At 75.4% G+C, this 21332-nt stretch carries 22 protein-coding genes; 14 read left to right on the top strand and 8 right to left on the bottom strand.

The window, feature by feature from the left end:
* Positions 1 to 5: 5 nt before the first annotated feature.
* Positions 6 to 818 (bottom strand): AAA family ATPase, encoded by an 813-nt coding sequence (locus SH587_RS23440; protein ID WP_320673085.1) that lies wholly within the window; start codon positions 816 to 818, stop codon positions 6 to 8.
* A gap of 110 nt (positions 819 to 928) precedes the next feature.
* On the opposite strand from SH587_RS23440, the gene lepA reads away from it, so the two are divergent.
* Together lepA and SH587_RS23430 are read left to right on the top strand one after the other, a co-directional pair.
* The gene (gene lepA, locus SH587_RS23435) at positions 929 to 2764 is read left to right on the top strand and encodes a translation elongation factor 4 (protein ID WP_320673084.1); all 1836 of its coding nucleotides are present in this window, start codon (positions 929 to 931) and stop codon (positions 2762 to 2764) included.
* Positions 2765 to 2785: 21 nt separating this feature from the next.
* Complete coding sequence (locus SH587_RS23430; protein ID WP_320673103.1) at positions 2786 to 3580, top strand: nucleoside/nucleotide kinase family protein; 795 nt, start codon at positions 2786 to 2788, stop codon at positions 3578 to 3580.
* On the opposite strand, the gene SH587_RS23425 is transcribed toward SH587_RS23430, so the two are convergent.
* A complete protein-coding gene (locus SH587_RS23425; RefSeq protein ID WP_320673083.1) occupies positions 3570 to 4898 on the bottom strand; it encodes a hypothetical protein in 1329 nt (442 codons plus the stop codon). The genes SH587_RS23430 and SH587_RS23425 overlap by 11 nt on opposite strands.
* A gap of 103 nt (positions 4899 to 5001) precedes the next feature.
* On the opposite strand from SH587_RS23425, the gene SH587_RS23420 reads away from it, so the two are divergent.
* Positions 5002 to 6621, top strand: a complete 1620-nt coding sequence (locus SH587_RS23420; RefSeq protein WP_320673082.1) for a hypothetical protein — start codon at positions 5002 to 5004, stop codon at positions 6619 to 6621.
* Positions 6622 to 6673: 52 nt separating this feature from the next.
* On the opposite strand, the gene SH587_RS23415 is transcribed toward SH587_RS23420, so the two are convergent.
* A complete protein-coding gene (locus SH587_RS23415) occupies positions 6674 to 7693 on the bottom strand; it encodes a TolB-like translocation protein (protein WP_320673081.1) in 1020 nt (339 codons plus the stop codon).
* A 92-nt stretch (positions 7694 to 7785) separates the two neighbouring features.
* Here SH587_RS23415 and SH587_RS23410 point away from each other — a divergent pair, with 92 nt between their 5' ends.
* Entirely contained in the window at positions 7786 to 8580 is a 795-nt protein-coding gene (locus tag SH587_RS23410; protein WP_320673080.1) for an SDR family NAD(P)-dependent oxidoreductase, read from the top strand.
* 64 nt (positions 8581 to 8644) lie between these two features.
* On the opposite strand, the gene SH587_RS23405 is transcribed toward SH587_RS23410, so the two are convergent.
* Positions 8645 to 10693 carry a hypothetical protein gene (locus tag SH587_RS23405; protein ID WP_320673079.1) on the bottom strand — a complete coding sequence of 683 codons (2049 nt, stop codon included), beginning with the start codon at positions 10691 to 10693 and terminating at the stop codon, positions 8645 to 8647.
* A gap of 226 nt (positions 10694 to 10919) precedes the next feature.
* Here SH587_RS23405 and SH587_RS23400 point away from each other — a divergent pair, with 226 nt between their 5' ends.
* Together SH587_RS23400 and SH587_RS23395 are read left to right on the top strand one after the other, a co-directional pair.
* Entirely contained in the window at positions 10920 to 11366 is a 447-nt protein-coding gene (locus tag SH587_RS23400) for an FAS1-like dehydratase domain-containing protein (protein WP_320673078.1), read from the top strand.
* Positions 11366 to 11785 (top strand): MaoC/PaaZ C-terminal domain-containing protein, encoded by a 420-nt coding sequence (locus tag SH587_RS23395; RefSeq protein ID WP_320673077.1) that lies wholly within the window; start codon positions 11366 to 11368, stop codon positions 11783 to 11785. Before SH587_RS23400 ends, SH587_RS23395 begins: the two co-directional genes overlap by 1 nt.
* A gap of 3 nt (positions 11786 to 11788) precedes the next feature.
* On the opposite strand, the gene SH587_RS23390 is transcribed toward SH587_RS23395, so the two are convergent.
* Complete coding sequence (locus SH587_RS23390) at positions 11789 to 12742, bottom strand: YihY/virulence factor BrkB family protein (protein ID WP_320673076.1); 954 nt, start codon at positions 12740 to 12742, stop codon at positions 11789 to 11791.
* Positions 12743 to 12808: 66 nt separating this feature from the next.
* Entirely contained in the window at positions 12809 to 13516 is a 708-nt protein-coding gene (locus SH587_RS23385; RefSeq protein WP_320673075.1) for a hypothetical protein, read from the bottom strand.
* 157 nt (positions 13517 to 13673) lie between these two features.
* Here SH587_RS23385 and SH587_RS23380 point away from each other — a divergent pair, with 157 nt between their 5' ends.
* From SH587_RS23380 to SH587_RS23365, 4 genes are all read left to right on the top strand, one after another.
* Positions 13674 to 14057, top strand: a complete 384-nt coding sequence (locus tag SH587_RS23380) for a DoxX family protein (protein ID WP_320673074.1) — start codon at positions 13674 to 13676, stop codon at positions 14055 to 14057.
* Between the two features lie 65 nt (positions 14058 to 14122).
* On the top strand, positions 14123 to 15145 hold the full coding sequence (gene hrcA, locus SH587_RS23375; protein ID WP_320673073.1) for a heat-inducible transcriptional repressor HrcA: 1023 nt from the start codon (positions 14123 to 14125) through the stop codon (positions 15143 to 15145).
* Positions 15142 to 16281: a molecular chaperone DnaJ gene (dnaJ, locus tag SH587_RS23370; RefSeq protein ID WP_320673072.1), complete on the top strand. Its 1140-nt coding sequence runs from the start codon at positions 15142 to 15144 to the stop codon at positions 16279 to 16281. The genes hrcA and dnaJ overlap by 4 nt, the downstream gene beginning before the upstream one ends.
* Positions 16278 to 17153 carry a 50S ribosomal protein L11 methyltransferase gene (locus SH587_RS23365; RefSeq protein WP_320673071.1) on the top strand — a complete coding sequence of 292 codons (876 nt, stop codon included), beginning with the start codon at positions 16278 to 16280 and terminating at the stop codon, positions 17151 to 17153. Before dnaJ ends, SH587_RS23365 begins: the two co-directional genes overlap by 4 nt.
* A gap of 2 nt (positions 17154 to 17155) precedes the next feature.
* Here the strand turns inward: SH587_RS23365 and SH587_RS23360 are convergent, their stop codons facing one another.
* Complete coding sequence (locus SH587_RS23360) at positions 17156 to 17659, bottom strand: SHOCT domain-containing protein (protein WP_320673070.1); 504 nt, start codon at positions 17657 to 17659, stop codon at positions 17156 to 17158.
* A 231-nt stretch (positions 17660 to 17890) separates the two neighbouring features.
* On the opposite strand from SH587_RS23360, the gene SH587_RS23355 reads away from it, so the two are divergent.
* The 4 genes from SH587_RS23355 to SH587_RS23340 all read left to right on the top strand — a co-directional run bounded on the left by SH587_RS23355 (position 17891) and on the right by SH587_RS23340 (position 20999).
* Positions 17891 to 18871, top strand: coding sequence for a PhoH family protein (locus SH587_RS23355; RefSeq protein ID WP_320673069.1), 981 nt, complete (start codon positions 17891 to 17893; stop codon positions 18869 to 18871).
* Positions 18868 to 19314 carry an rRNA maturation RNase YbeY gene (ybeY, locus tag SH587_RS23350; RefSeq protein WP_320673068.1) on the top strand — a complete coding sequence of 149 codons (447 nt, stop codon included), beginning with the start codon at positions 18868 to 18870 and terminating at the stop codon, positions 19312 to 19314. The genes SH587_RS23355 and ybeY overlap by 4 nt, the downstream gene beginning before the upstream one ends.
* Positions 19315 to 19408: 94 nt before the next feature.
* A complete protein-coding gene (gene era / locus SH587_RS23345) occupies positions 19409 to 20332 on the top strand; it encodes a GTPase Era (RefSeq protein WP_375341807.1) in 924 nt (307 codons plus the stop codon).
* 7 nt (positions 20333 to 20339) lie between these two features.
* The gene (locus SH587_RS23340; RefSeq protein WP_320673066.1) at positions 20340 to 20999 is read left to right on the top strand and encodes a hypothetical protein; all 660 of its coding nucleotides are present in this window, start codon (positions 20340 to 20342) and stop codon (positions 20997 to 20999) included.
* Positions 21000 to 21008: 9 nt separating this feature from the next.
* On the opposite strand, the gene SH587_RS23335 is transcribed toward SH587_RS23340, so the two are convergent.
* Positions 21009 to 21332: helix-turn-helix domain-containing protein (locus SH587_RS23335; protein ID WP_320673065.1), on the bottom strand; the 324-nt coding region annotated here is incomplete at its 5' end.

The raw sequence follows: 21332 nt of genomic DNA, 5'->3' as shown, positions 1-21332 counted from the left end.
CCCCCTCAGTCCTCGGCCAGCAGCCGCTCGACGAACCGCTCCGGGGCGCCGAGGAAGCCGCGCGTCAGGGCCACCGACGGCGCGTCGTCGTAGGCGATCGGGCGCAGGCCGTGCTCGTCGCAGAGCAGGATCCGGGCCCCGGGATAGGCCAGCAGCAGCGGCGAGTGGGTGGCGATCACGAACTGCGATCGCGCCCGCACCAGCTCGTGGATCCGCCGCAGCAGGGTCAGCTGGTTCTGGGCCGAGAGCGCGGCCTCCGGCTCGTCGAGGACGTAGAAGCCGTCGGGGCCGAAGCGGTGGGTGGCGATCGCCAGGAACGACTCGCCGTGGGAGCGGGCGTGGAGCGAGACGCCGCCGTAGGGCCCGAGCACGTCGCCGGCGTAGGGCTCCTCGGCCAGCCGGTCCAGCTCGGTCGCGACGGTGAAGACGCTCTCCGCCCGCAGGAAGAAGTCGGTCCGCGGCCGCCGCGCCCCGCGCACCAGCAGCAGCTGCTCGCCGAGCGGCGAGTGCGAGGCCCGCGTGGTCAGCTGCAGTTGGCTGCTGCCACCCTCGGGATTGAGGCCCGCGGCGACCGCGATCGCCTCGACCACGGTCGACTTGCCGGCGCCGTTCTCGCCGACCAGGAAGGTCACCGCCGGATCCAGCTCCAGGCCCTCGCGGAGCGCCTGGACCGCGGGCACGGCGGCGGCGTGGTCGAGCCGCTCGTCGCCGACCTCGGCCGGCAGCCGGACCGTCCGCACCAGCGGCTCGACGCCGTCCGCGCGCTCGCGGATCTCGCGCAGCATCGCGCGTCGTTCGCGGGCCGACCGGTGGACCATCGCGGCCAGCATCCCAGGCCCGACGGCTCGCGTGGCGGTTCGCCCCCGCACGCCGGGGGTCAGCCGCCACGCGAGCGGGAGCGGGACCTCCGTACCCTGTGTCGTTCCGCATGGCCGATCAGTCCCTCATCCGCAACTTCTCGATCATCGCCCACATCGACCACGGGAAGTCGACGCTGGCCGATCGGATCCTGGAGCTGACCGACACGGTCGCCGACCGCGACATGCAGGACCAGCTGCTCGACTCGATGGAGCTGGAGCGCGAGCGCGGGATCACGATCAAGTCGCAGGCGGTCCGCGTCTACTTCGACGCCTCCGACGGCCAGACATACCAGCTGCACCTGATCGACACCCCCGGGCACGTCGACTTCACCTACGAGGTCTCGCGCTCGCTGCAGGCCTGCGAGGGCGCGCTGCTGGTGGTCGACGCGTCGCAGGGCGTCGAGGCCCAGACGCTGGCCAACACCTACCTGGCGGTCGACGCGGGGCTGGAGATCATCCCCTGCCTGAACAAGATCGACCTGCCCGGCGCCGAGCCGGAGCGGGTCGGGGCCGAGGTCGCCGACCTGCTCGGCGAGCCGGCCGAGTCGATCCTGCGGATCAGCGGCAAGACCGGGGAGGGCGTCCCGGCGGTGCTCGACCAGCTGGTCCAGCAGGTGCCGCCCCCCGACGGCGACCGCGACGCGCCGGCCCGGGCCCTGATCTTCGACTCCGAGTTCGACCAGTACCGCGGCGTCGTCGCCTACATCCGGGTCGTCGACGGGGTGTTCCGGAAGGGCGACAAGATCGCGGCGATGGCCGCCGGAACCGAGGCGGACGTCGACGAACTGGGCATCTTCAGCCCCCAGATGACGCCGGTCGACGAGCTGGCGGCGGGCGAGGTCGGCTACCTGATCACCGGGATCAAGGACGTGATGCTGCTGCGGGTCGGCGACACGCTGACCCACCGCGCCCAGATCCGCGGCGGGGGCGAGAAGCTGGTGCCCGCCAGCGCCCCGCTGCCCGGCTACCGCGAGATCAAGCCGATGGTCTTCTGCGGGCTCTTCCCGACCGACACGGCGCAGTATCCGGACATGCGCGACGCGCTCGAGAAGCTGTCGCTCAACGACGCCGCGCTGGCCTGGGAGCCGGAGACCTCCGACGCGCTCGGCTTCGGCTTCCGGATCGGCTTCCTCGGCCTGCTCCACATGGACATCGTCCGCGAGCGGCTGGAGCGCGAGTACGACCTCGACCTGATCGCCACGATGCCGTCGGTCGGCTTCGAGCTGGAGCTGCACGACGGCACGGTCGAGGAGATCCACAGCCCCTCGGCCTACCCGGATCCGACCCACATCAAGGAGATCCGCGAGCCGTACGTGAAGATCAACATCCTCACGCCGACCGAGTACGTCGGAACGGTGATGGAGCTGTGCCAGGAGAAGCGCGGCGAGCACCAGGGGATGCAGTACATCTCGGCCGACCGGGTCCAGCTGACCTACGACATCCCGCTGGCCGAGATCGTCCTCGACTTCTTCGACCAGCTGAAGTCGCGCTCGCGCGGCTACGCGTCGCTCGACTACGAGCCGATCGGCGTCCGCCCGAGCGACCTGGTCAAGCTCGACATCCTGCTCTCCGGCGAGCCGGTCGACGCGCTCTCGCTGCTGGTCCACCGGACCAAGGCCCAGGACATCGGCCGCCGCTTCACCGAGAAGCTGAAGGAGAAGATCCCGCGGCAGATGTTCGACGTGCCGATCCAGGCCGCGATCGGCGGCCGGATCCTGGCCCGCGAGACGGTCAAGGCGTACCGCAAGGACGTGACCGCGAAGCTCTACGGCGGCGACATCTCGCGCAAGCGCAAGCTGCTGGAGAAGCAGAAGGCCGGCAAGAAGCGGATGAAGCAGGTCGGCCGGGTCGAGGTGCCGCAGGAGGCCTTCCTGGCGGTGCTCGAGCTGGGCGACGACAAGTAGGCGACCGGCGATGACCGGCGGCTGGGGCGGCGAGCAGGAGGTCGACCCGGCCGAGCGGGAGCGGGTCTTCCGGCCGCTGGCCCGGCGGCTGATCGCGCTGACGGCGGCGGCGGCGACGGCGACCGGCTCGACCCGGGCGGCCGCCGCCGCCGGCGGGGCGCGGGTGATCGGCGTCGGCGGCGGCGTGGCGGTCGGCAAGAGCGCGGTCGCGCGGGCGCTGACCGCGGCGCTGGAACAGGACGCGGACGGCGGCGCGGCGGTGGTCGTCTCGACCGACGGCTTCCTGCGGCCGAACGCCGAGCTGGAGCGGGCCGGGCTGAGCGCCGCAAGGGCTACCCGGAGAGCTACGACCTGGCGGCGCTGCGGGCGCTGCTGACGGCGGCGCGGGCGGGGGAGCCCGGCCTGCGGGCCCCGGTCTACGCCCACCGGCTGCAGGACCGCGTGCCGGACGCGGCGGTGGCCGTCGAGCGGCCGGCGTTCCTGGTCCTGGAGGGCCTGCTGGCGCTCGACGCGCGGATCGCCGACCTGGTCGACGCGAGCGTCTACGTCGACGCGCCGGAGGAGCTGGCGGCGGCCTGGTACCTGGACCGCTTCCGCGGCTGGCGGCGGGCCGCGGCCGACGACCCCGGATCGTTCCTCCACCCGCTGCGCGAGCTGCCCGACGCCGAGGCCGACGCGCTGGCGATCCAGGTCTGGGAGACGGTCAACCTGCCCAACGTCCGCCAGCACGTCGCCCCGGCGCGCGACCGGGCCGACGTGGTGGTGACGAAGGGCCCGGGGCACCGGGTCCTCGGGGTGGCGCCCGCTAGCGCTTGAACTTCCACTGCTGGCCGGCGAAGCAGTAGTCGAACTCGATCCGGCCGGTGCCGAGCAGCGGCGAGCGGTCCTCGACGACGAGCTTGCCGCTGGCGTTGCGGCCGCTGATCCGGCCGTCGAACTTCAGCTTCACGAAGCCGTAGCCCTTGGTCGCCTCCCAGGCGAAGCGGCCGTCGCCGGCCACCGTCGGCTTGGGGTCGTCGCCGAGCATCGCGTAGCCGACCAGCTTCTGGCGCTTCGAGCGGGTGCAGTAGAGGGTGATCGAGCCGTTGAACGAGGTCACCTTGCCACCGCGCACCACCATCGTCTGGCCGCTGCTGGCCCGGTAGGTGCCGTCGACCGCCCCCGGCCGCGCCGGCGGACGGACCACGACCGTGCGGGTGGTCGTCTTCGCCTTGCCGCCGGCCGCCTTCATCGCCGCGCTCACCCGCAGCGAGAGCTTGCCCTTGCGCTTCAGCGTCGAGCGGGCCGCCGCCGACAGCCGCAGCGTCACCTGCCGCGTGCCGCCCGCCGCCAGCTGGACCTTCGCCGACGCCACCGTCTTGCGTCCGCTCTGGGCCCGCAGCGTGCCGCCGATCGGCTGCCGGTACGGGTTCTCCAGCTCCAGCGAGACCGCGCCCTTGGCCGACGCCCCGGCGCTCGCCGGCAGCCGCAGCGCCGGCCCGGCCTTCGGCACCTCGGGCAGGCTCGGGCCGGGATCGCCACCCGGACCCGGATCCCCGCCCGGGCCCGGCTCGCCCGCCGGCTGCCCGCCGTCCGGGTCCTGGGTGTCGTCGCCGAGGCCGTCGCCGTCGGCGTCGCGCTCGATCCGCAGCTCGAGCGCCGCGTAGCCCTGGCGAGCCGTCCCGCCGCCGACGCCACCGCCGTCGGCCACCGCCGGCTCCCACACCCGCACCACGTCGGCCCCGTCGAGGATCGCGGTCACGAAGCCGATCCGCGCCCCGCCGGACAGGTCGAGCCCGATCAGCTGCCCGGGCCGCACCGGCAGCTGGGCCGCCTGCTCGGTCGAGCCTCCCACCGGGGTCCAGGCCGTGGCGCCCGGGCCGCCCAGCACCCGCAGCCGCGCCTGGCCGCCGGCCGCCGTCGCGTCCAGCTTCCACCCCGTCACCACGCCCGGCTCGCCGCCCAGGACCTCGGCCAGCTCCTGGTTGGCGTAGCGCTCCTGCGCGACCGTGCAGGTGGCGGCGCAGGCGATCTCCTCGCCGGTCCCGAAGCCGGGCGCCGAGCCCCACGTGTAGGCGGCGCCGGCTGTCGCGGGCAGCGCCAGGCCGGACACGAGCATCGCCGTCAGGGGGAGGGCCGTACGGGGGAGGATCATGGCCGGCCACGCTACGGTCGCGGCGCCCGCGGGACATCGGGGCGGTGCCCCGAACCCCACCCCAAGATCCTCGGCTCTGGCAAGCTGCGAGCGCATGAGGGGGATGAGGAACCGCGCCGTGCGGGCGGCGCTGGTCGTGCTCGCGGTCGCCGTCGGCCTGGCGAGCGCCACGATCGGACCGGCCACCGCCGACGACGGCGGGCCGACGCGCGAGTCGAGCTGCCTGACGCTCTACCTGACCCAGCCGCTGACCTGGCGCAACCCCGAGTCGGGCGCCACCGCCGCGGCCACGCCGGCGGTCGTCGCGCGGCTGCCGCGGACGCTCGTCCTCCGCAGCGGCCAGGAGACCTTCAACCGGCGCTACGACTACGCGGTCCGCGACGGCGACCTCTACTTCCGGACCCGCAAGCGCGGCCAGACCGCCGCCGGACCGTGGGGCCAGGTGGTCGTGCCGCGCTGCTTCGGCGGCCGGATCGCCTCGATCGACGCCGACCGCGATTGGCTGCTGGTCGTCACCGACGACCGCCAGGTGTTCGGCACCTCGCACGCCGACGGCGGCCCGGAGCGGTTCGACTGGTCGATGCGCTGGGGCCCGATCCTCGGCTTCGGCGAGCGGCTCGACCTGCCCGCCGACACCGTCGACTGGAGCGTCTCGTCGACCACCGGCGCCTACCGCTTCTACGACGCGACGGGGGGTCTGCGGCCGACCGCCGGCGCCGGCACCCTCTACGAGCTGCGGGCCGGCGGCCAGCGGATCACCTACGACGACCCGTGGCTGCCGACCGACGGCAGCTACGAGCTGTGCGGACCGGAGAACGGCCGGCTGCGCGCGGCCGGGATCGCCTCCGGCGGCGCGACGGTGATGGTGATCGGCGAGCACGGCGAGCTCTACACCCGCAGCTACGACTTCGACCTCTCGGGCGCCAACACGCTGCTGCTGCGCTACGGCTGGGGCGACGCCACCCCGGCCGACGCGATCCGGCTGCCGCGCGCCGGCTGGCGCCGGCAGCCGCCGATCGACCGCCCGCTGACCTCGGCGATCTCGGTCGTGGTGACCGGGCTCGACGAGCCGCAGCGGCTGCTGCGGGTCGAGGGCCGCAACCGCGCCGGCCGCACCGGCGTCTGGCAGAAGCGGATCGACGCGCCGCGCTGGAACTGGGTCCGGACCGACGAGCCGCTGCGCGGCCGGCCGCTGAGCGACGACCGCACGCCGGCCGCCCTGGCCGCGCCCGCCGTCGCCGCCTACCGCGGCCGGATCGGCGAGGTGACCGCCGAGGTGCCCGACTTCTCCGTCGCCTGCTCGCCGGCGACGCTGCGGCTGCGCGCGCCCTCGGGCGCGACCGTCGAGCTGCCGCTGCACCTGACCGAGGCGATCCGCCAGGCCACCCGCGGTCCCGGCCTCGACGCCACGCCGCGCGGCTACCTGGGCCAGATCGAGGTTCCGCCGGCGCTGGCCGCCCGCCGCGAGGCCCTCGACCCGGCGCTGCGGGCGCTGCTCGACGGGCCGCTCGGCGGCCGCCGCTACAGCGCCGCGCCGCTGGTCGTGACCGCCGACGCGCTGCGGCTGCCGAAGCAGTGCTGGGCGCTCGGCCGCGACGGCGCGCCGGTCCCGCCGCGGACGCTCCAGCAGCTCGTCGACCAGCTGCTCGACCTCGGCACCCCGGTCAACCTGCTGACCGGCCGCGACGACCACGCCGCGCCGACGCCGCTCAGCGGCTGCTGAACCGGGGCGCGTTCGGAACCGCGGCGGTGCCGAACGCGCCCCGGTCGAGGGCTCAGACCCCGGCGGCCGCGCTGATGCCGATCGCAACGACCGTCCGGGCGCCGCTGGCCAGGTCCATCCGCACCAGCTCGCCGGTGGCGGTGATCGTCAGCAGCGCCGCGCCGCCGTCGACGCCGCCGAGCGGCTGCTCGCCGGCCGGCAGGGTCAGCCAGCGGACCCGCCGCTTGCGGACGTCGACCACGCCGACCGAGACCGGCCCGCGGGTGACGAGCTTCGTCTTGCGCTCGGTGAAGCGCTGGGTGGTGGCGACCACGACCGCCCCGTTGGGGCCGATCCCGCTGGCCGTCAGCAGCCAGCCCTTCGGCCGCCGGATCAGCAGCCGGGTGCGGCGGTTGCGGGGGTCGAGCGAGCGCAGGGTCGAGCGCCCGTCCTGGATCCGGGAGTAGACGAGCTTGCCGCCCGCCCAGGTCGGGGCGAAGCTGACCCGGTCGTTGGTCAGGGCCCGCCGCTTGGTGCGCTTCGAGGCCTTGACGCTGAAGAGGTCGATCCCGCCGCCACGGGCGTTGCGGTCGACGATCACCGATCCGCCGCCGGGCGCCAGCGCCAGCTGCGAGACGGTCGTCGTGCCGAGCGTCGTCCGGACCGCGTCGGCCAGCCGCACCACGACCACCCGCCGGCTGGCCGTCTGGGCCGCGACCGTCGAGCCGTCGGGCGAGACCACCGCCTGGCGACCGCAGGAGGGCGTCGCCGAGACGCCGGCCGCCAGCAGCCGGGTCGGTCCGCCGGCGGCCGGGGCGGCCAGCAGCGACTTGTCGTCGGGGGCGAAGAAGACCACCGTCTGGCCGTCCGGCGTCAGCACCGGGCAGCGGCCGAAGCCGACCAGCCGCGGCGGCTTGCGGTTCTCCGGCGTCGGGTTGAGCGTCAGGATCGCCCCGTCGCTGGCGCGCTGGACGACCGTCGTCGCGGCCGCCGGTGCCACGGCGACCAGCGATCCGACGGCCGTGGCGGCGACCGCGGCCGCGGCGGCGGCGCGGGCGGACGGTCGGCGGCGGACTCCCCTCCGGACGAGCATCGCCGCAGCCTCGCACACGCGCGGGCCGCAGGAGCCGCCGCCCGTGGACGCTCGTCCGGTCGCCCCGTCCACGGACGCGCGAAGATGCGTCCATGGACCTGGAGCTGAGCGGAGAGGCCGTCGTCGTGACCGGGGCGACGAGCGGGATCGGCGCCGCGGTCGCGCGGCGGTTGGCCGACGAGGGCGCCCGCGTGCTGCTCGTCGCCCGCGACCGGGCCAGGCTCGACGCGGCGGCCGCGGCGCTGCCCGGCGGTCCCCACGCGGTGCTCGCGCAGGACGTCGCCGCCGATGACGCCGGCGAGCGGATCGTGGCCGCCGCCCACGACCGGCTCGGGCGGCTGGACGCGCTGGTGATCGGCGCCGGCGCCAGCCGCCGGGCGGCCCCGGAGCAGCTGACCGGGGAGGACTGGGAGCAGCAGTGGCAGCTGAACGTGCTCGGCCCGCAGCGGCTGCTGCTGGCCGCCGCCGAGCCGCTGGTCGCCGCCCCGCGCGGCGGCCGGGCGGTGCTGGTCTCCTCGTCGTCGGGCAAGCGTCCGTCGGCCAGCAACATGGCCTACTCGGTCACGAAGGCGGCCCAGCTGGCGCTCTCGCGGGCCTGGGCCGACCACCTGGCGCCGCGCGGGGTGCGGGTCAACGCGGTCGCCCCGGGACCGATCGACGGCGAGATGTGGCTGCGGCCCGGCGGCCTCGCCGACCAGGCGGCGGAGGCGGCCGGCGTCGACCGCGAGCGGGTCCTGGCCGACGCCCGCGGGCGGGTGCCGCTGCGCCGCTTCGGCACCCCCGACGAGGTCGCCGACGCGATCGTGCTGCTGGCCTCGCCGCGGGCCGGCTACGCGGTCGGCGCGGCGTGGTCGGTCGACGGCGGCTCGGTGCCGTTCTACGTCTGACCCCGCCCGCCGACCGCGACGTTCCGGTCGCTGAGCGTCCGGGAACGTCACAGCGGGCGCAGTCCTAGGCCGCCGGGACCTTGATCAGCCGCTCGATCCGGGTCGTCCCGCTCGGCAGCGCGAAGCGGATCCGCAGCTGCGGCCCGGGGGTCGGGTTGCCGCGCTGGCCGGCGACCTTCACCACCTGCCCGGTCGCGCCCGACGGCAGGCCCTTGAGCCCGAGCGTGAAGCGCCCGCCGCTCGGCGCGGTGATCGCCCGCTGCCGCTTCAGCGCGCTGGCGCTCAGCTTCTGCCCGACCCGCAGCGAGCCGCTCCCGGTCCCGTAGGTCGGGATCCGCAGCTCGGCGGTGACCGTGCCCGAGCGGCGGTTGCGGACCGTGTAGGTGGTGCGGATCGCCGAGATGCTGATCCGGTGCGAGACGCCGACGTCGAGGTCCTTGACCGTGTCGCTGCCGGAGACGGTCAGCGTGCCCGACAGCGTCCGCGAGCGGTTGCGGTAGCCGGCCGGCACCTTCAGCGCCGAGGCGCTCTTGCGGGTCCGGCCGGGCTCGGTCTCGATCAGCGTGCTGCCGCCGGCCCGCAGCGTCAGGCCGAGGCTGCCGGGACCGCTGCCGCCGACGCCGGTCAGGGGCCGGCCGGCGCCGTCGAGCAGCCGCGCCGGCTCCAGCCCGCCGACCCGCATCGGCGACCACGGGGCCAGGATCGCCGTCGCCAGCCGCGGCGTGGTGACGGCCAGCCGGCCGATGTCGGCGTCGTGGGCGGCGGCGGCCGGCAGCGCCCGGCCGCTGCCGCCGGCCAGGCCGCGGTCGGCCATCTCGGCCAGCGTGGCCGCGAAGCGGGCGGTGCCGGTCAGCCCATCGAAGCTCTCGCCGACCAGGTTGCTGCCGCGGAGCCCGAAGGCGGCGGCGGGCAGGATCACGTCGCCGGCCGCGGTCGCGCGCTGCTGGTAGTGGGCGACGGCCTGGTGCAGCAGCCAGCGGGCGCTGTCGGCCTGGGAGGGCAGCCAGCCGCCGCTGGTCGAGCCGCTGGTGCCGGCGACGAAGCCGCGCAGGGCCAGCAGCCAGTACTGGGTCAGGTGCAGCCGCTGGACGCCCTTGCCGGAGTCCCAGTTGAGGTAGCCGGCGTTGGTCCAGTTGCCGTAGGCGATCCGCCGCGTCCAGTCGCGCAGCCGCCGCCGCTCGCTGGCCGAGAGCGGGGTCATCCCGGCCTGCAGCGCCTGGTCGTAGTAGGCCAGCGCGCCGTAGGTGATGTTCGCGTACTCGGCGGTGTCGGAGCGGTTGGTGACGTTGCTCGGCGCGCGGTTCGGCAGGTAGTGGAAGCCGAGCCCGCTGGCCAGGTTGGTGGCGCCCTTCGGGTAGGCGGTCTTGCGCGCGTGGTCGAGGAACCAGCGCAGCTGCGCCCGGTAGTCGTCGCGCAGCAGCTGCGGGTCGCCGGTGACGGTCGCGTCGGCGGCGTAGACGTCGGCGTTCCAGTTGATCTGGTTCAGCAGCCGGCTCGGCGAGCGCCAGAAGGGCGAGCGGGCGACGGCGCTGACGCGGTCGCGAATCAGGGCCTGGGTCGCCGGCGACAGGTCGGCCACCGTCCGCGCCCGCCAGGCGGCGGCCAGCGCCCGCATCACCACCGCGTCGAGCGACTGGTGCATGGTGTTGACGTTGCCGCTGGCGTCGGCGAAGCCGGGCGCGTGGGTGGTGACGCTGTGGCCCTCCTCGGGCGCTTGGGTGACCTTGCCCTCCAGCGTCGGCACGTACATCGGCCCGGTCAACAGCCGCACCAGCGGCTCGATCCGGTCGTCGTGGCGGGCGCTGCCCGCCGCGGCCCGGCTGCTGAGCGCGGCGTAGGCGTGGACCAGCAGCATCTCGGCGTTGAGCCGCGCCCGCGGGGCGCCGTTCACCAGGTAGGCGCCGGCGGAGGCGCTCCAGAGCGGGTCGATCGGCGCCGTGACCGCGTCGGCCGCGGTCCACAGGTCGCCCGGCGCCGCCTGCTGCAGCTGCTGGAGCGCGGGCCCGGCGGGGGTGGCGGCGGAGGACGCCGCGGGGGCCAGCACGGGGCCGGCCAGCGCGGCGGCGGCGAGCAGCGCGGGTCGCAGGGAACGGGTGGACCGGGACGGGGACACGCCCGCGATGGTGGCGCATCGCGCCGCGGCCGTGCGCCACTGGTCGCCGTGCCGTCCCCCGTGGCGGGGAGCGCGGACGGGGGAGTCGTCCCCCGCCGGCCGCGGGGTCGACGCCCGCGCGCGGTCCCGCCGCGGCCGGGGCGCCGGATAGCATCGCCGCGCCCGGGCCCGTCCGCCGTCGCGCGGCCGGCGCCCGCCCCGTCCCCCGAACCGAGGACCAGCCAGCGTGGCCGACAGCACCGCCCCGGTGGGCAAGCAGTACCCGCCGCACGCCTACGTCGTGGGCCGGGAGAAGATCCGCGAGTACGCCCGCGCGGTGGGGGAGACCGACCCGCTGCACCTGGACCTGGCCGCCGCCCGTGCCGCCGGTCACGCCGACCTCGTCGCGCCGCCGATGTTCGTGGTCGTCTACGCCTCGGAGCCGCTCGGCCGGGCGATGTTCGACCCCGAGGTCGGGATCGACTTCCCGCGCCTGGTCCACGGCGGCCAGGAGTTCACCTGGGAGCGGCCGGTGATCGCCGGCGAGGAGGTCTCGACCGTCGTCACGCTGCTCGAGGTGCGGCCACTGGAGGCCGCCAACCTGACCTACTACGTCTTCGGCCACCGGGCCACGGTCGCCGACGAGCTGGTCTCGACCGGCACCTGGACCAACATCGTGCGAGGAGCCGCCTGATGAGCGACGAGCCCGTCCGCTTCGAGGCCGGCGAGGCCCTGCCCGACCTGCAGGTGACCCCCGACCGCTACGCCACCGTCCGCTACGCCGGCGCCTCGGGCGACTTCAACCCGATCCACATCGACGAGGAGTTCGCCCGCCAGGTCGGCCTGCCGGGCCGGATCCTGCACGGGCTCTGGACGATGGCGCAGGTCGCCCGCGCCCAGACCGAGGCCGCCCGCGCGGCCGGGCTCGAGGGCCCGGCGGCGCTGCGGGCGCTGAAGGTCGAGTTCCGCGGGATGGGCGTGCCCGAGCAGGAGGTCCTGGTCGAGTCGCAGGTCGCCTCGGTCGAGGACGGCGTCGCGACGGTCAAGGCGACCGCCAAGCAGGGCGGCACGCGGATCGTCCGCAACGGCGTCGCCGAGCTGCGGGTCGGCTGACCGCTACCAGCCGCCCTGGAAGGGCGTCTCGCCGGGGACCTCGGCCGTCGGCAGCTGCTCCGGCTCGACGGCCGCGGCGACCGCCGGCGGCTCGGGCCGGGCGAGCGCCTCGGCGGCCCGGGCCAGCTCCCGCTCGCGCTCGATCGCCTCGTTCAGCTCGGCCCCGGCCAGCAGCGCGAAGCTCGTCAGCCAGAGCCAGACGACGACCAGGATCGCGCCGGTGAACGCCCCGTAGAGCGCGCTCGCGCCGGAGACGTTCGAGAAGTACTGCGAGAAGACGTAGCTGACCAGCAGCCACAGCAGGACCCCGACCAGCGCCCCCGGCGTCACCAGGTGGAAGGCCCGGTGCTTGACGTCGGGGGTGATGTAGTAGACGAGCGAGAAGCCGAGCATCGCGCTCAGCAGCGCCGCCGGCCAGCGGACGATCGACCAGATCGTGCGGGCGCTGTGGTCGAGCCCGATCGCCCCCAGCAGCTCGTCGGCGAGGCTGCCGCCGACGACGATGAAGACCCCGGTCGCCAGCGCCAGCGCCATCAGCACGAAGGTGAAGGCGACGTCGAGCGTCTTGCGGTGGAGGAAGCTGCGGCCCTGCTCGACCCGGAAGACGACGTTCAGCGCCCGCCGCGCCGACTCCAGGACGCCGGTGGTGCCGTAGAGCGCGACCACGACGCTGATCACGAGGCCGGTGGCGGCGCCGCCCTTGTTGTTCAGCGCGTTGTGCAGCGAGGTGTCGATCGGGACCACGACCGAGCGCGGGGCGACGTCGCGCAGGTAACCCATGATCGCGTCGTAGGTCTCCGGGTACTGCCCGATCAGGCCCAGCAGCGAGATCGCCAGCAGCAGCGTCGGGAACAGCGACATCAGCCCGTAGTAGGTCAGGGCGGCCGCGTGCTGCGTCATCTGGTCGTTGTAGAACGCGATGACGGTGCGCTTGAGGATGGCGACGACTCGGCGCATCGAACCCGGGCAGCTTGGCGGATGGACGGGTACGCCGTCGGCTGGACGCGCCGGCCGACCACCCGATCAGGGCCGCAGCAGCAGCGACCCGAGCAGCGCCACCACCGCCGACGGGGCCAGCAGCTGGGCGGCGAAGGTCGCCGGCCCGGCCGCGTCGGTCACCAGCCGGCGGCCCTCGACGGCGTCGATCCCGCCCCGCCACAGCAGCCAGACGACGGCCACCGCGGCCACCAGCGCCAGCGCCCGCGGCAGGTCCTGGTGGTCGATCCGCGACGGCAGCAGGCCGATGCTGGCCGAGAGCGCGATCGCGATCCAGACCACCAGCCCGGCCGAGAGCCCGTCGTCGACCAGCGCCCGCCCGAGCCGCGCGGGATCGTCGCCGACCGCGACCCCGGGGACCAGCGCGCAGCCGGCGACGTAGACCACCAGCGGCACCAGCACCAACGGCGCGAGCCCGACCAGCGCCCGCCCCAGCGGCCCGCCCAGCAGCGGCAGCCGCGAGCCGCGGTAGCGGACCTCGCCCAGCAGCACGCCGCCGTCGGGCAGCGGCCGCGGGCGGAAGGGGACGAACCGCTCGACCCGCCCGAGCAGCGCGATCGCCGTCACCGCGTGGGCGCTCTCGTGGAGCGCGACGCCCGGAGCCAGGAAGCCCCAGGTCAGCCAGCGGCGCGGGGCCGGCCCGTACGCCGCCCGCGCGACCAGCCGGTCGAGCACCCGCCGGCCGAGCACGTAGACGCAGACCAGCTCCAGGGCCAGCAGGGCGAAGACCAGCATCGGCCGGGGACGATGGCAGGCCGCCCGGCAACTGGCGTCATCTCGCACCCCCGCCCCCGAACTGGCGTCATTCCGCGCCGCTATCCGGCGCGGAATGACGCCAGTTCGCGGGGGTGGGGGTGGAGTGACGCCGGTTCGGGGAGCTACCGTGTCCCGCATGGGTCGTCCCTCGCTGGTCACCGTCGTCGCCCGGCCGCTGCTGGCGGCGACCTTCGTCAACGGCGGCTGGCGCTCGCTGCGCGATCCGGCGGGGCTGATCGGACTGGCGCGGAAGGCCGGCGTGCCGGCGGCCGACGTCGCGGTCCCGGCGACGTCGGCGGCGATGGTCGGCGGCGGGGTCGCGCTGAGCCTGGGGATCGCCCCGGTCACCAGCGCGGCGACGCTGACCGCCTGCCTGGCCGGCGCCACCTACGGCGTCCACGGCTTCTGGCGCGAGCAGGAGCCGGGGCCGCGGGCGATCCACCGGGCGGCGCTGCTGACCAACGTCGCGGTCGCCGCGGGGCTGCTGCTGGTGGCGGCCGACGCCCGCGCGCGCGGCTGAGCTGGCCGCGGCCGCGCCCACCGGCGGCGGGAACGGGACGGACCCTCGGTACGATCGGGGTCCGGATGCTCTCGCCCCGCCAGGAGCTGATCCTCCAGAAGGTCGTGGCCCGTTTCGGGGAGACCGGCCTGCCGGTCGGCAGCAAGCTGCTGTCGGCCGATCCCGACCTGGGCTTCGGCCCCTCCACGATCCGCAACGAGCTGGCTCAGCTGGAGGAGCACGGGCTGCTGGCCCACCCGCACACCTCGGCCGGGCGGGTGCCGACCGACGCCGGTCACCGCTACTTCGTCGACCACCTGCTGCCGGCGCCGGCCAGCGCCGAGCGGGTGCCGCTGCCGCTCGTCCAGCGCGAGGTCGAGGAGGCGATGCGGGTCACCAGCGAGACGCTCTCCGCCGTCACCGACCTGCTGGCGGTGGTCACCGCCCCACCGGTCACGACCGCGACCGTCCGCCACGTCGAGGTGCTGCTGCTGCAGCCGCGGACGGCGATGGTGGTGGTGATCACCTCGGCCGGCGACGTCGCCAAGCGCACGATCGCCTTTCCGGCGCCGGTCGATCCGGGCCTGGCCGCCTGGGCCAAGGAGTACCTGAACGAGCGGCTGGTGGGGATCGGCCTCGGCGCGCGGATGCTGCGGGCGCGGCTCGACGATCCCGGCCTCGGCGCCAGCGAGCAGCGCTTCCTCGACGCCCTGCGGCCGGTCTTCGACGGGCTCGGCACGGGCGACGAGGACGCCGGCGCGGTCTTCGTCTCCGGCGCCGCCCGGCTGCTGCACGAGTCGCGCGCGGCCGAGGTCGCCCACCTCGACGCGCTGGTCGACGAGCTGGAGCGCCGCGCCACGCTGCTGCACCTGCTCCGCCACGCGCTCCAGAGCCCGGACGTCACCGTCCGGATCGGGGCCGAGAACCCGCTGCCGGCGCTCCGCTCGCTGGCCGTCGTCACCGCCGGCTACGGGCCGCCCCAGCGGCGGCTCGGCAGCGTCTCCGTGATCGGCCCCGTCCGGATGGACTACGCGCGCGCGATCCAGGCCGTGCGCGACGTCGCCTTCCAGCTGTCCCGCTACGTCGAGGATCTGTACGACAACGCATGAGCCAGACCGTTCCCCGCGATCCCTACGAAGTGCTCGGCGTCGACCGCGACGCCGACGACGCGCAGATCAAGAAGGCCTTCCGGCGCCTGGCCCGGACCCTGCACCCGGACGTCAACCCCGACGATCCCGAGGCGCAGGAGCGGTTCCGCGAGGTCGCCGAGGCGAACGAGATCCTCTCCGACCCGGAGAAGCGCGCCACCTACGACCGCTACGGCCACGACGGCCTGCGGCAGCGGGGGATGGGGCCGAGCTTCGAGGGCTTCGGCTCGCTCTCCGACCTCTTCGGCGCGGTCTTCGGCCAGGCCTTCGGCGGCGGGGGCGGCGCCCATCCGGGCCCGCGTCCCGGCGGCGACGTGGCGGTCGAGACGACGCTCGACCTGGCCCAGGCGCTGACCGGCGCCAAGGTCGAGGTCGAGGTCGAGGTGGTCGCCCGCTGCGGCACCTGCCAGGGCCGGCGGGCGGCGCCGGGCTCGAAGCTCGTCACCTGCTCGCGCTGCGGCGGCCACGGCGTGCTCGACCAGGTCAGCCGGACGCCGTTCGGCGACATGGTCCGGCGCGTCACCTGCGACGTCTGCCAGGGCCAGGGCCAGGTGCCCGAGGAGCCGTGCCCCGACTGCCGCGGGCGCGGGATGACCCCGACCACGCGGACCCTGACCGTCGACGTCCCGGCCGGGATCGCCGACGGGCAGCGGATCCGGCTGGCCGGCCGCGGCCACCAGGGCGAGCCCGGGGCGCCCGACGGCGACCTCTACGTGGTCGTCGGCGTGCGCCCCCACGAGCGCTTCGTCCGCGACGGCGACGACCTGGTGACGGTGATCCCGGTGCCGGCCCCGCGGGCCGCGCTCGGCCACCGGCTGACGGTCGACGCGCTCGACGAGCCGCTCGATGTCGAGGTCCCCGCCGGCACCCAGCCGGGCACCACGATCACCCTCCGCGGGCGCGGGATGCCGCGGATCGGCGGCGGCCGCCGCGGCGACCTGCACGTGGTCGTCGACGTGGTCGTCCCGCGCCACCTGGACGCCCGCCAGAAGCAGCTGCTGGAGGAGCTGGCCGACTCGATCCAGGAGCGCCAGCTGCACGACGACGAGTCGGTCGTCGGTCGGCTGCGGCGGCTCTGGCGGAACAAGCACGCGTGATCCGGCTCGCCTTCCGCGTCCGCCGCGACCAGGCCGAGCTGGTGCTCGCCGAGCTGGTCGAGCTGGCGCCCTCGGGGGTCGAGGAGCGCGACCTCGGCGAGGTCGTCGAGTACGCGGTCTACGGGACTCCCGGCGAGCTGCCGGAGCTGCCGGCGGTGCGGGCGGCGATCGGCGGCGCGCTGGTCGAGGTCGTCTCGGAGGAGATCGCCGACGACTGGGCCGACCGCTGGCGGGCCTTCCACCGGCCGGTGCTGATCGCCGAGCGGCTGCACGTGCGGCCGCCGTGGGAGCCCCCGCACGGCGGCGACGGCGTCGCCGAGCTGGTCGTCGATCCCGGCCGCGCGTTCGGCACCGGCGGCCACGGCACCACCCGCCTCTGCCTGGAGCTGCTGGTCGGGTTGGCCGGCGAGGGCGAGGGGGCCGACCGCGGTGCGGCGCTCGACCTCGGCTGCGGATCGGGGGTGCTGGCGGTGGCGGCCGCCCAGCTCGGCTGGGGCCCGGTCCACGGCGTCGACCACGAGCAGGCCTCGGTCGAGGCGACCGTCGAGAACGCCGCCGTCAACGGGGTGACGGTGACCGCCGAGCGCTTCGACCTGCTGCGCGACGGGGCCGCCGCGATCCCCGGCCCGGCCGACGCCGCGGCCGGCGCGATCGTGCTCGCCAACCTGCTGCGGCCGCTGCTGCTGCGGGTCGCCGCCGACGGCTTCGTCGACGGCGACGGCGCGCCGGTGGTGCCGGCGGCGCTGATCGCCTCGGGGCTGCTGGTGGCCGAGGCCGACGGGGTCGCCGCCGCCTTCGGCCGCCTGGGCCTGGTCGAGGCCGACCGCCGCGACGACGGCGAGTGGGCGGCGCTGCTGCTGCGACGCGGCTGACCTCAACCGCCGAGGATCCGGGCCTTCTGCTGCTCGAACTCGGCCTCGGTCAGGACGCCCGCGGCCCGCAGCTCGCCGAGCTTGCGCAGCTGCTCGAGCGGATCGGCGGCGGCCGGCTCGGCGGCGGCCGCCGCGGCGCTCGGCGCGGGCTGGCCGATCCCGCTGGCGTCGGCGCCGAACGCGTCGCCGAAGCGGCTGACGATCCCCTGCACGCCCTCGGCGCCGTCGACCCCGCCGACGTAGGCGAAGGTCCCCGGGTCGGCCGGGTCGTAGAAGACCGGGAAGCGGTCGCCGATCCGCGGGATCGCGACCCGCGAGACGGTCGCCTTCTTGACGCCCTCGAAGGCCGCCGAGCCGTCGAGCGGCGCGATCCGGAACGTCAGCCGGATCCGCGGGTTGTCGTTGATCGTCATGCCCGTGTCGGCGACGTCGGTGACGGTGCCCACGGCCCGCGCGCCGGTCTCCAGCAGGGCCTGCGCCTGGCGGCGCTTCTTCCCCCCGAACATGGCGCGAGCATAGGCGCTGGCCGGGCGCCCGTCGCCCGCCGGGAGTCGAACCCGTCACGGGCGCGTGAACGGCCCGTGATCGCGGTGTGATCCGTCCGGGTGGGGCGTATGATCGAAGAGCATGAACCGCCCCGCGGCTGCCCCTCCGAGGCACCGTCCCGCCGACCGATTCGACGGGGCGTCCCGCGGCGCACGACACCCGGAGGGACTCTCCTGAGGCGACGGCTGGAAGTGCCGTACGAGGTTGCCGTACAGCTCAGCGATGCCGGCGAGGCCGGCCTGCGCGCGCTCGAGGAGCACGTCGACTGCGACGTGTTCCTGCGCGGCAACCAGCTGACGCTCGACGGCGACGCGGAGGCGGTGCAGCGGGCGGCGACCGTCGTCCGCGAGCTCACCACCCTGGCCGAGCGCGGCCACCGGCTGGAGGCGGGCACCATCCCCGCCGTCGGCAGCGCGCTGGCCGCCGCCCAGCGACCGACCGAGATGCTCGACGACGTCGTCTGGCAGCACAACGACGTCCGGGTGGCGCCGAAGACCGCGCTCCAGAAGCGCTACGTCGACGCGATCCGCGGCAACACCGTCACCTTCGGGATCGGTCCCGCGGGCACCGGCAAGACCTTCCTCGCCGTCGCCGCGGCCGCCGCGGCGCTGGCCCGGCACGAGGTCAAGCGGATCATCCTCACCCGGCCGGCGGTCGAGGCGGGGGAGCGGCTGGGCTTCCTGCCCGGCGACCTGATGCAGAAGATCGACCCGTACCTGCGGCCGCTCTTCGACGCCCTCCACGACATGCTCGACCCCGAGCGGGTGACGGCCTACCTGGAGAGCGGCGTGATCGAGGTCGCCCCGCTCGCCTTCATGCGCGGCCGGACCCTGAACGACGCCTTCATCATCCTCGACGAGGCGCAGAACACCACGCCCGAGCAGATGAAGATGTTCCTCACCCGGCTCGGCTACCGGTCGAAGATGGTCATCACCGGCGACATCACCCAGGTCGACCTGCCGCGGGAGCAGCGCTCGGGGCTGATCGCGGTCGGCGAGGTGCTGGACGAGGTCGACCAGGTCGAGTTCGTCCGCTTCCAGCGCGACGACGTCGTCCGCAACAAGCTGGTCCAGCGGATCGTCGACGCCTACGACGCCCACGCCGAGCGGCAGGCGCCGGAGCTGCATCCGGCCCGGCCGGTCGAGCGGCGCGGCGACCGCCGCCGCGCGTGAGCGACGGCTCGCCGCGGGTCGGCCCGACCACGATCGAGATCGAGCTGGAGCTGGAGGAGGTCGGCGGGAAGGCGCCCGCCGGCCTGCCGGTCGGCGACGACCTGCGGCGGCTGGTCGAGACGGCCGCCGCCACCGCCGGGGTCGACGACGGCCACCTGGCGATCTCGATCGTCGGCGAGGACACCATCCACGAGCTGAACCGCGAGCACCGCGACAAGGACAAGCCGACCGACGTGCTCTCGTTCCCGATCGACGGCGCCGGGCCGGTCGCCGGCCCGCGCGAGATCGGCGACGTCGTGATCTGCCCGGAGCACACGGTCGACCTGCGCGAGGCGGTCGTCCACGGTGTCCTCCACCTGGTCGGCTTCGACCACGAGACCGACGACGGCCAGATGCTGGCGCTCCAGGCCCAGGTGCTGGCCTGGGTCCCGGCCCCGGCCTGACCTCGGCGCCCGCCCCGGCCCTGCGATGATCGCGGCCGTGGACGAGGCCCCCGAGACCCCCGACGACGACCAGCAGCCGGGCGTCGAGATCCCGATCCCGACCGGCGAGCCGCTGGCCGACCTGCGGGATCTGCGGACGCGCTCGGGGTTCGTCGCCTTCGCCGGCCGCCCGAACGCCGGCAAGTCGACGCTGACCAACGCGCTGGTCGGGGCGAAGGTGGCGATCACCTCCGACAAGCCGCAGACCACCCGCCGGGCGATCCGCGGCGTCCTCACCCGCGGCGACGCGCAGCTGGTGCTGGTCGACCTGCCCGGGGTCCAGCGTCCGCTCGACCCGCTGACCGGTCGGATGCAGAAGCGGGTCGAGTCGGAGATGCGCGAGGCCGACATCGCGCTGATGGTGATCAACGGCGAGGAGGGCGTCGGCCCCGGCGACCGCTACATCGCCAGCCAGCTGCGCGAGCTCGGCAACGTGCCGATCGTGATCGCCGTCAACAAGGTCGACCGGCTCAACCGGACCGCGACCGTCGGGGTGCTGGTGGCGGCGGCCGAGCTCGAGGTCAGCGAGGACGTCTTCCCGATCTCGGCCCGCACCGGCAAGGGCGTCCAGCCGCTGCTCGACCACCTGGTCGGGCTGCTGCCGCCGGGGCCGTTCTACTTCCCGGTCGAGGACCGCACCGACCAGCCGGAGCACGTGCTGCTGGCCGAGCTGATCCGCGAGCAGGTGCTGCGCCGGACCTTCCAGGAGGTCCCGCACGCGGTCGAGGTGGCCGTCGACGAGGTCGAGCGGCCGCGCCGCGACCTGACGGTGATCGTCGCCAACGCCTGGGTCGAGTCGCCGTCCCAGAAGGGGATCCTGATCGGGGCCGGCGGGCGGATGATCCGCGCGATCGGGACCGCCGCCCGCAAGGAGCTGGAGCGTGAGCTGGGCACGAAGGTCCACCTCGACCTGCAGGTGAAGGTCCGCCGCAACTGGCGCAGCGACGACAGCGCGCTCGACCGGCTCGAGATCGACTGACGGCGCGATGGCCGGCGGCGACGACGAGCACCGCCACGCGATCGGCGCCGGCGTCGCCTCCGGGCTCGCCGTCCTGGTCGTCCTGATCCGGATCCTGGCGGTCGCCGGCTACGACTGGCACGTCGCGTTCGCGATCACCCACACCGTCGACCTGGAGGACCTGCCGGCGCTGATGCTCGGCACCTTCATGGGCGACCAGCTGCTGGCCGGCGCGCTGCTGGCGCTGGTGCTGCCGTTCGTCGCCCTCGCCTGGTGGGGACGGGGGCGGCGGCCGGACGCCGGCCTGGTGGTGCTGGTGGCGCTGGCCGTGATCGCGATCTCGCTGACGGCCAGCACCGGCAGCTGGTGGGTGCCGGCCACGGCGCTGGCGATCGGCGGCCTGGCGGCGCTGGTCGGCGGGCTCGACGGCGACCGCCCCGGCGGCCGGCTGGTGCGCGGCCTGGTGGCGCGGGCGGGGTTGCTGGCGGTCGTCGCGCTGCTGCTGGCGGCGGCGGTCTCGCGGACGCCGTGGGTGCCGAAGGAGCGGATCGAGACCACCCGCGGGCCGATCGTCGGCTGGGTCCTGGCCACCGATCCCGGGTTCCTGAAGGTGCTCGAGGCGGACGAGCGGCGGCTGCTGATCGTGCCCGACGGCGAGGTCCGCTCGCGCGAGGAGCTGGAGCACTGAGCGGGGCGCTCAGCCGTCGAGCCCGGAGCCGGTCCGCGCCGCTTCCAGCAGCGCGGCGAGCGCCGTCCGGTTGCGGACGCCGACCTTGTCGAAGACGGTCGAGAGGATCCGCTCGACCGTCTTCTCGCTGACGAACAGCCGCTCGGCGATCTGGCGGTTGCTGCTGCCGGAGCGGACCAGGTCGGCGACCTGCCGCTCGCGCTCGGTCAGCGCCTCGGGCCCGCCGGTCGCGGCCCGGCTGCGCTGGCGGCGGCGGCCGAGCCGCCGCAGCTCGCGGCTGGCCGCGGCCGCCCAGCCGTGGGCGCCGACGGCGGCCAGCCGGTCGTCGGCCCG

Origin of the sequence: Patulibacter defluvii (assembly GCF_034096925.1) — a bacterium.
Classification (GTDB): Bacteria; Actinomycetota; Thermoleophilia; order Solirubrobacterales; family Solirubrobacteraceae; genus Patulibacter; species Patulibacter defluvii.
Note: the sequence above shows the minus strand (reverse complement) of the source record. Positions and strands in the feature narration are given on the sequence as shown.

Excerpts from the sequence above, each read along its gene's own strand:
- SH587_RS23440 (WP_320673085.1), bottom strand. The coding sequence starts at position 818 with ATGGTCCACCGGTCGGCCCGCGAACGACGCGCGATGCTGCGCGAGATC.
- SH587_RS23380 (WP_320673074.1), top strand. The coding sequence starts at position 13,674 with ATGGGTCGTCCCTCGCTGGTCACCGTCGTCGCCCGGCCGCTGCTGGCG.
- lepA (WP_320673084.1), top strand. The coding sequence starts at position 929 with ATGGCCGATCAGTCCCTCATCCGCAACTTCTCGATCATCGCCCACATC.
- hrcA (WP_320673073.1), top strand. The coding sequence starts at position 14,123 with ATGCTCTCGCCCCGCCAGGAGCTGATCCTCCAGAAGGTCGTGGCCCGT.
- SH587_RS23385 (WP_320673075.1), bottom strand. The coding sequence starts at position 13,516 with ATGCTGGTCTTCGCCCTGCTGGCCCTGGAGCTGGTCTGCGTCTACGTG.
- SH587_RS23410 (WP_320673080.1), top strand. The coding sequence starts at position 7,786 with ATGGACCTGGAGCTGAGCGGAGAGGCCGTCGTCGTGACCGGGGCGACG.
- dnaJ (WP_320673072.1), top strand. The coding sequence starts at position 15,142 with ATGAGCCAGACCGTTCCCCGCGATCCCTACGAAGTGCTCGGCGTCGAC.
- SH587_RS23420 (WP_320673082.1), top strand. The coding sequence starts at position 5,002 with ATGAGGAACCGCGCCGTGCGGGCGGCGCTGGTCGTGCTCGCGGTCGCC.
- SH587_RS23340 (WP_320673066.1), top strand. The coding sequence starts at position 20,340 with ATGGCCGGCGGCGACGACGAGCACCGCCACGCGATCGGCGCCGGCGTC.
- SH587_RS23360 (WP_320673070.1), bottom strand. The coding sequence starts at position 17,659 with ATGTTCGGGGGGAAGAAGCGCCGCCAGGCGCAGGCCCTGCTGGAGACC.
- SH587_RS23395 (WP_320673077.1), top strand. The coding sequence starts at position 11,366 with ATGAGCGACGAGCCCGTCCGCTTCGAGGCCGGCGAGGCCCTGCCCGAC.
- SH587_RS23425 (WP_320673083.1), bottom strand. The coding sequence starts at position 4,898 with ATGATCCTCCCCCGTACGGCCCTCCCCCTGACGGCGATGCTCGTGTCC.
- SH587_RS23390 (WP_320673076.1), bottom strand. The coding sequence starts at position 12,742 with ATGCGCCGAGTCGTCGCCATCCTCAAGCGCACCGTCATCGCGTTCTAC.
- SH587_RS23415 (WP_320673081.1), bottom strand. The coding sequence starts at position 7,693 with ATGCTCGTCCGGAGGGGAGTCCGCCGCCGACCGTCCGCCCGCGCCGCC.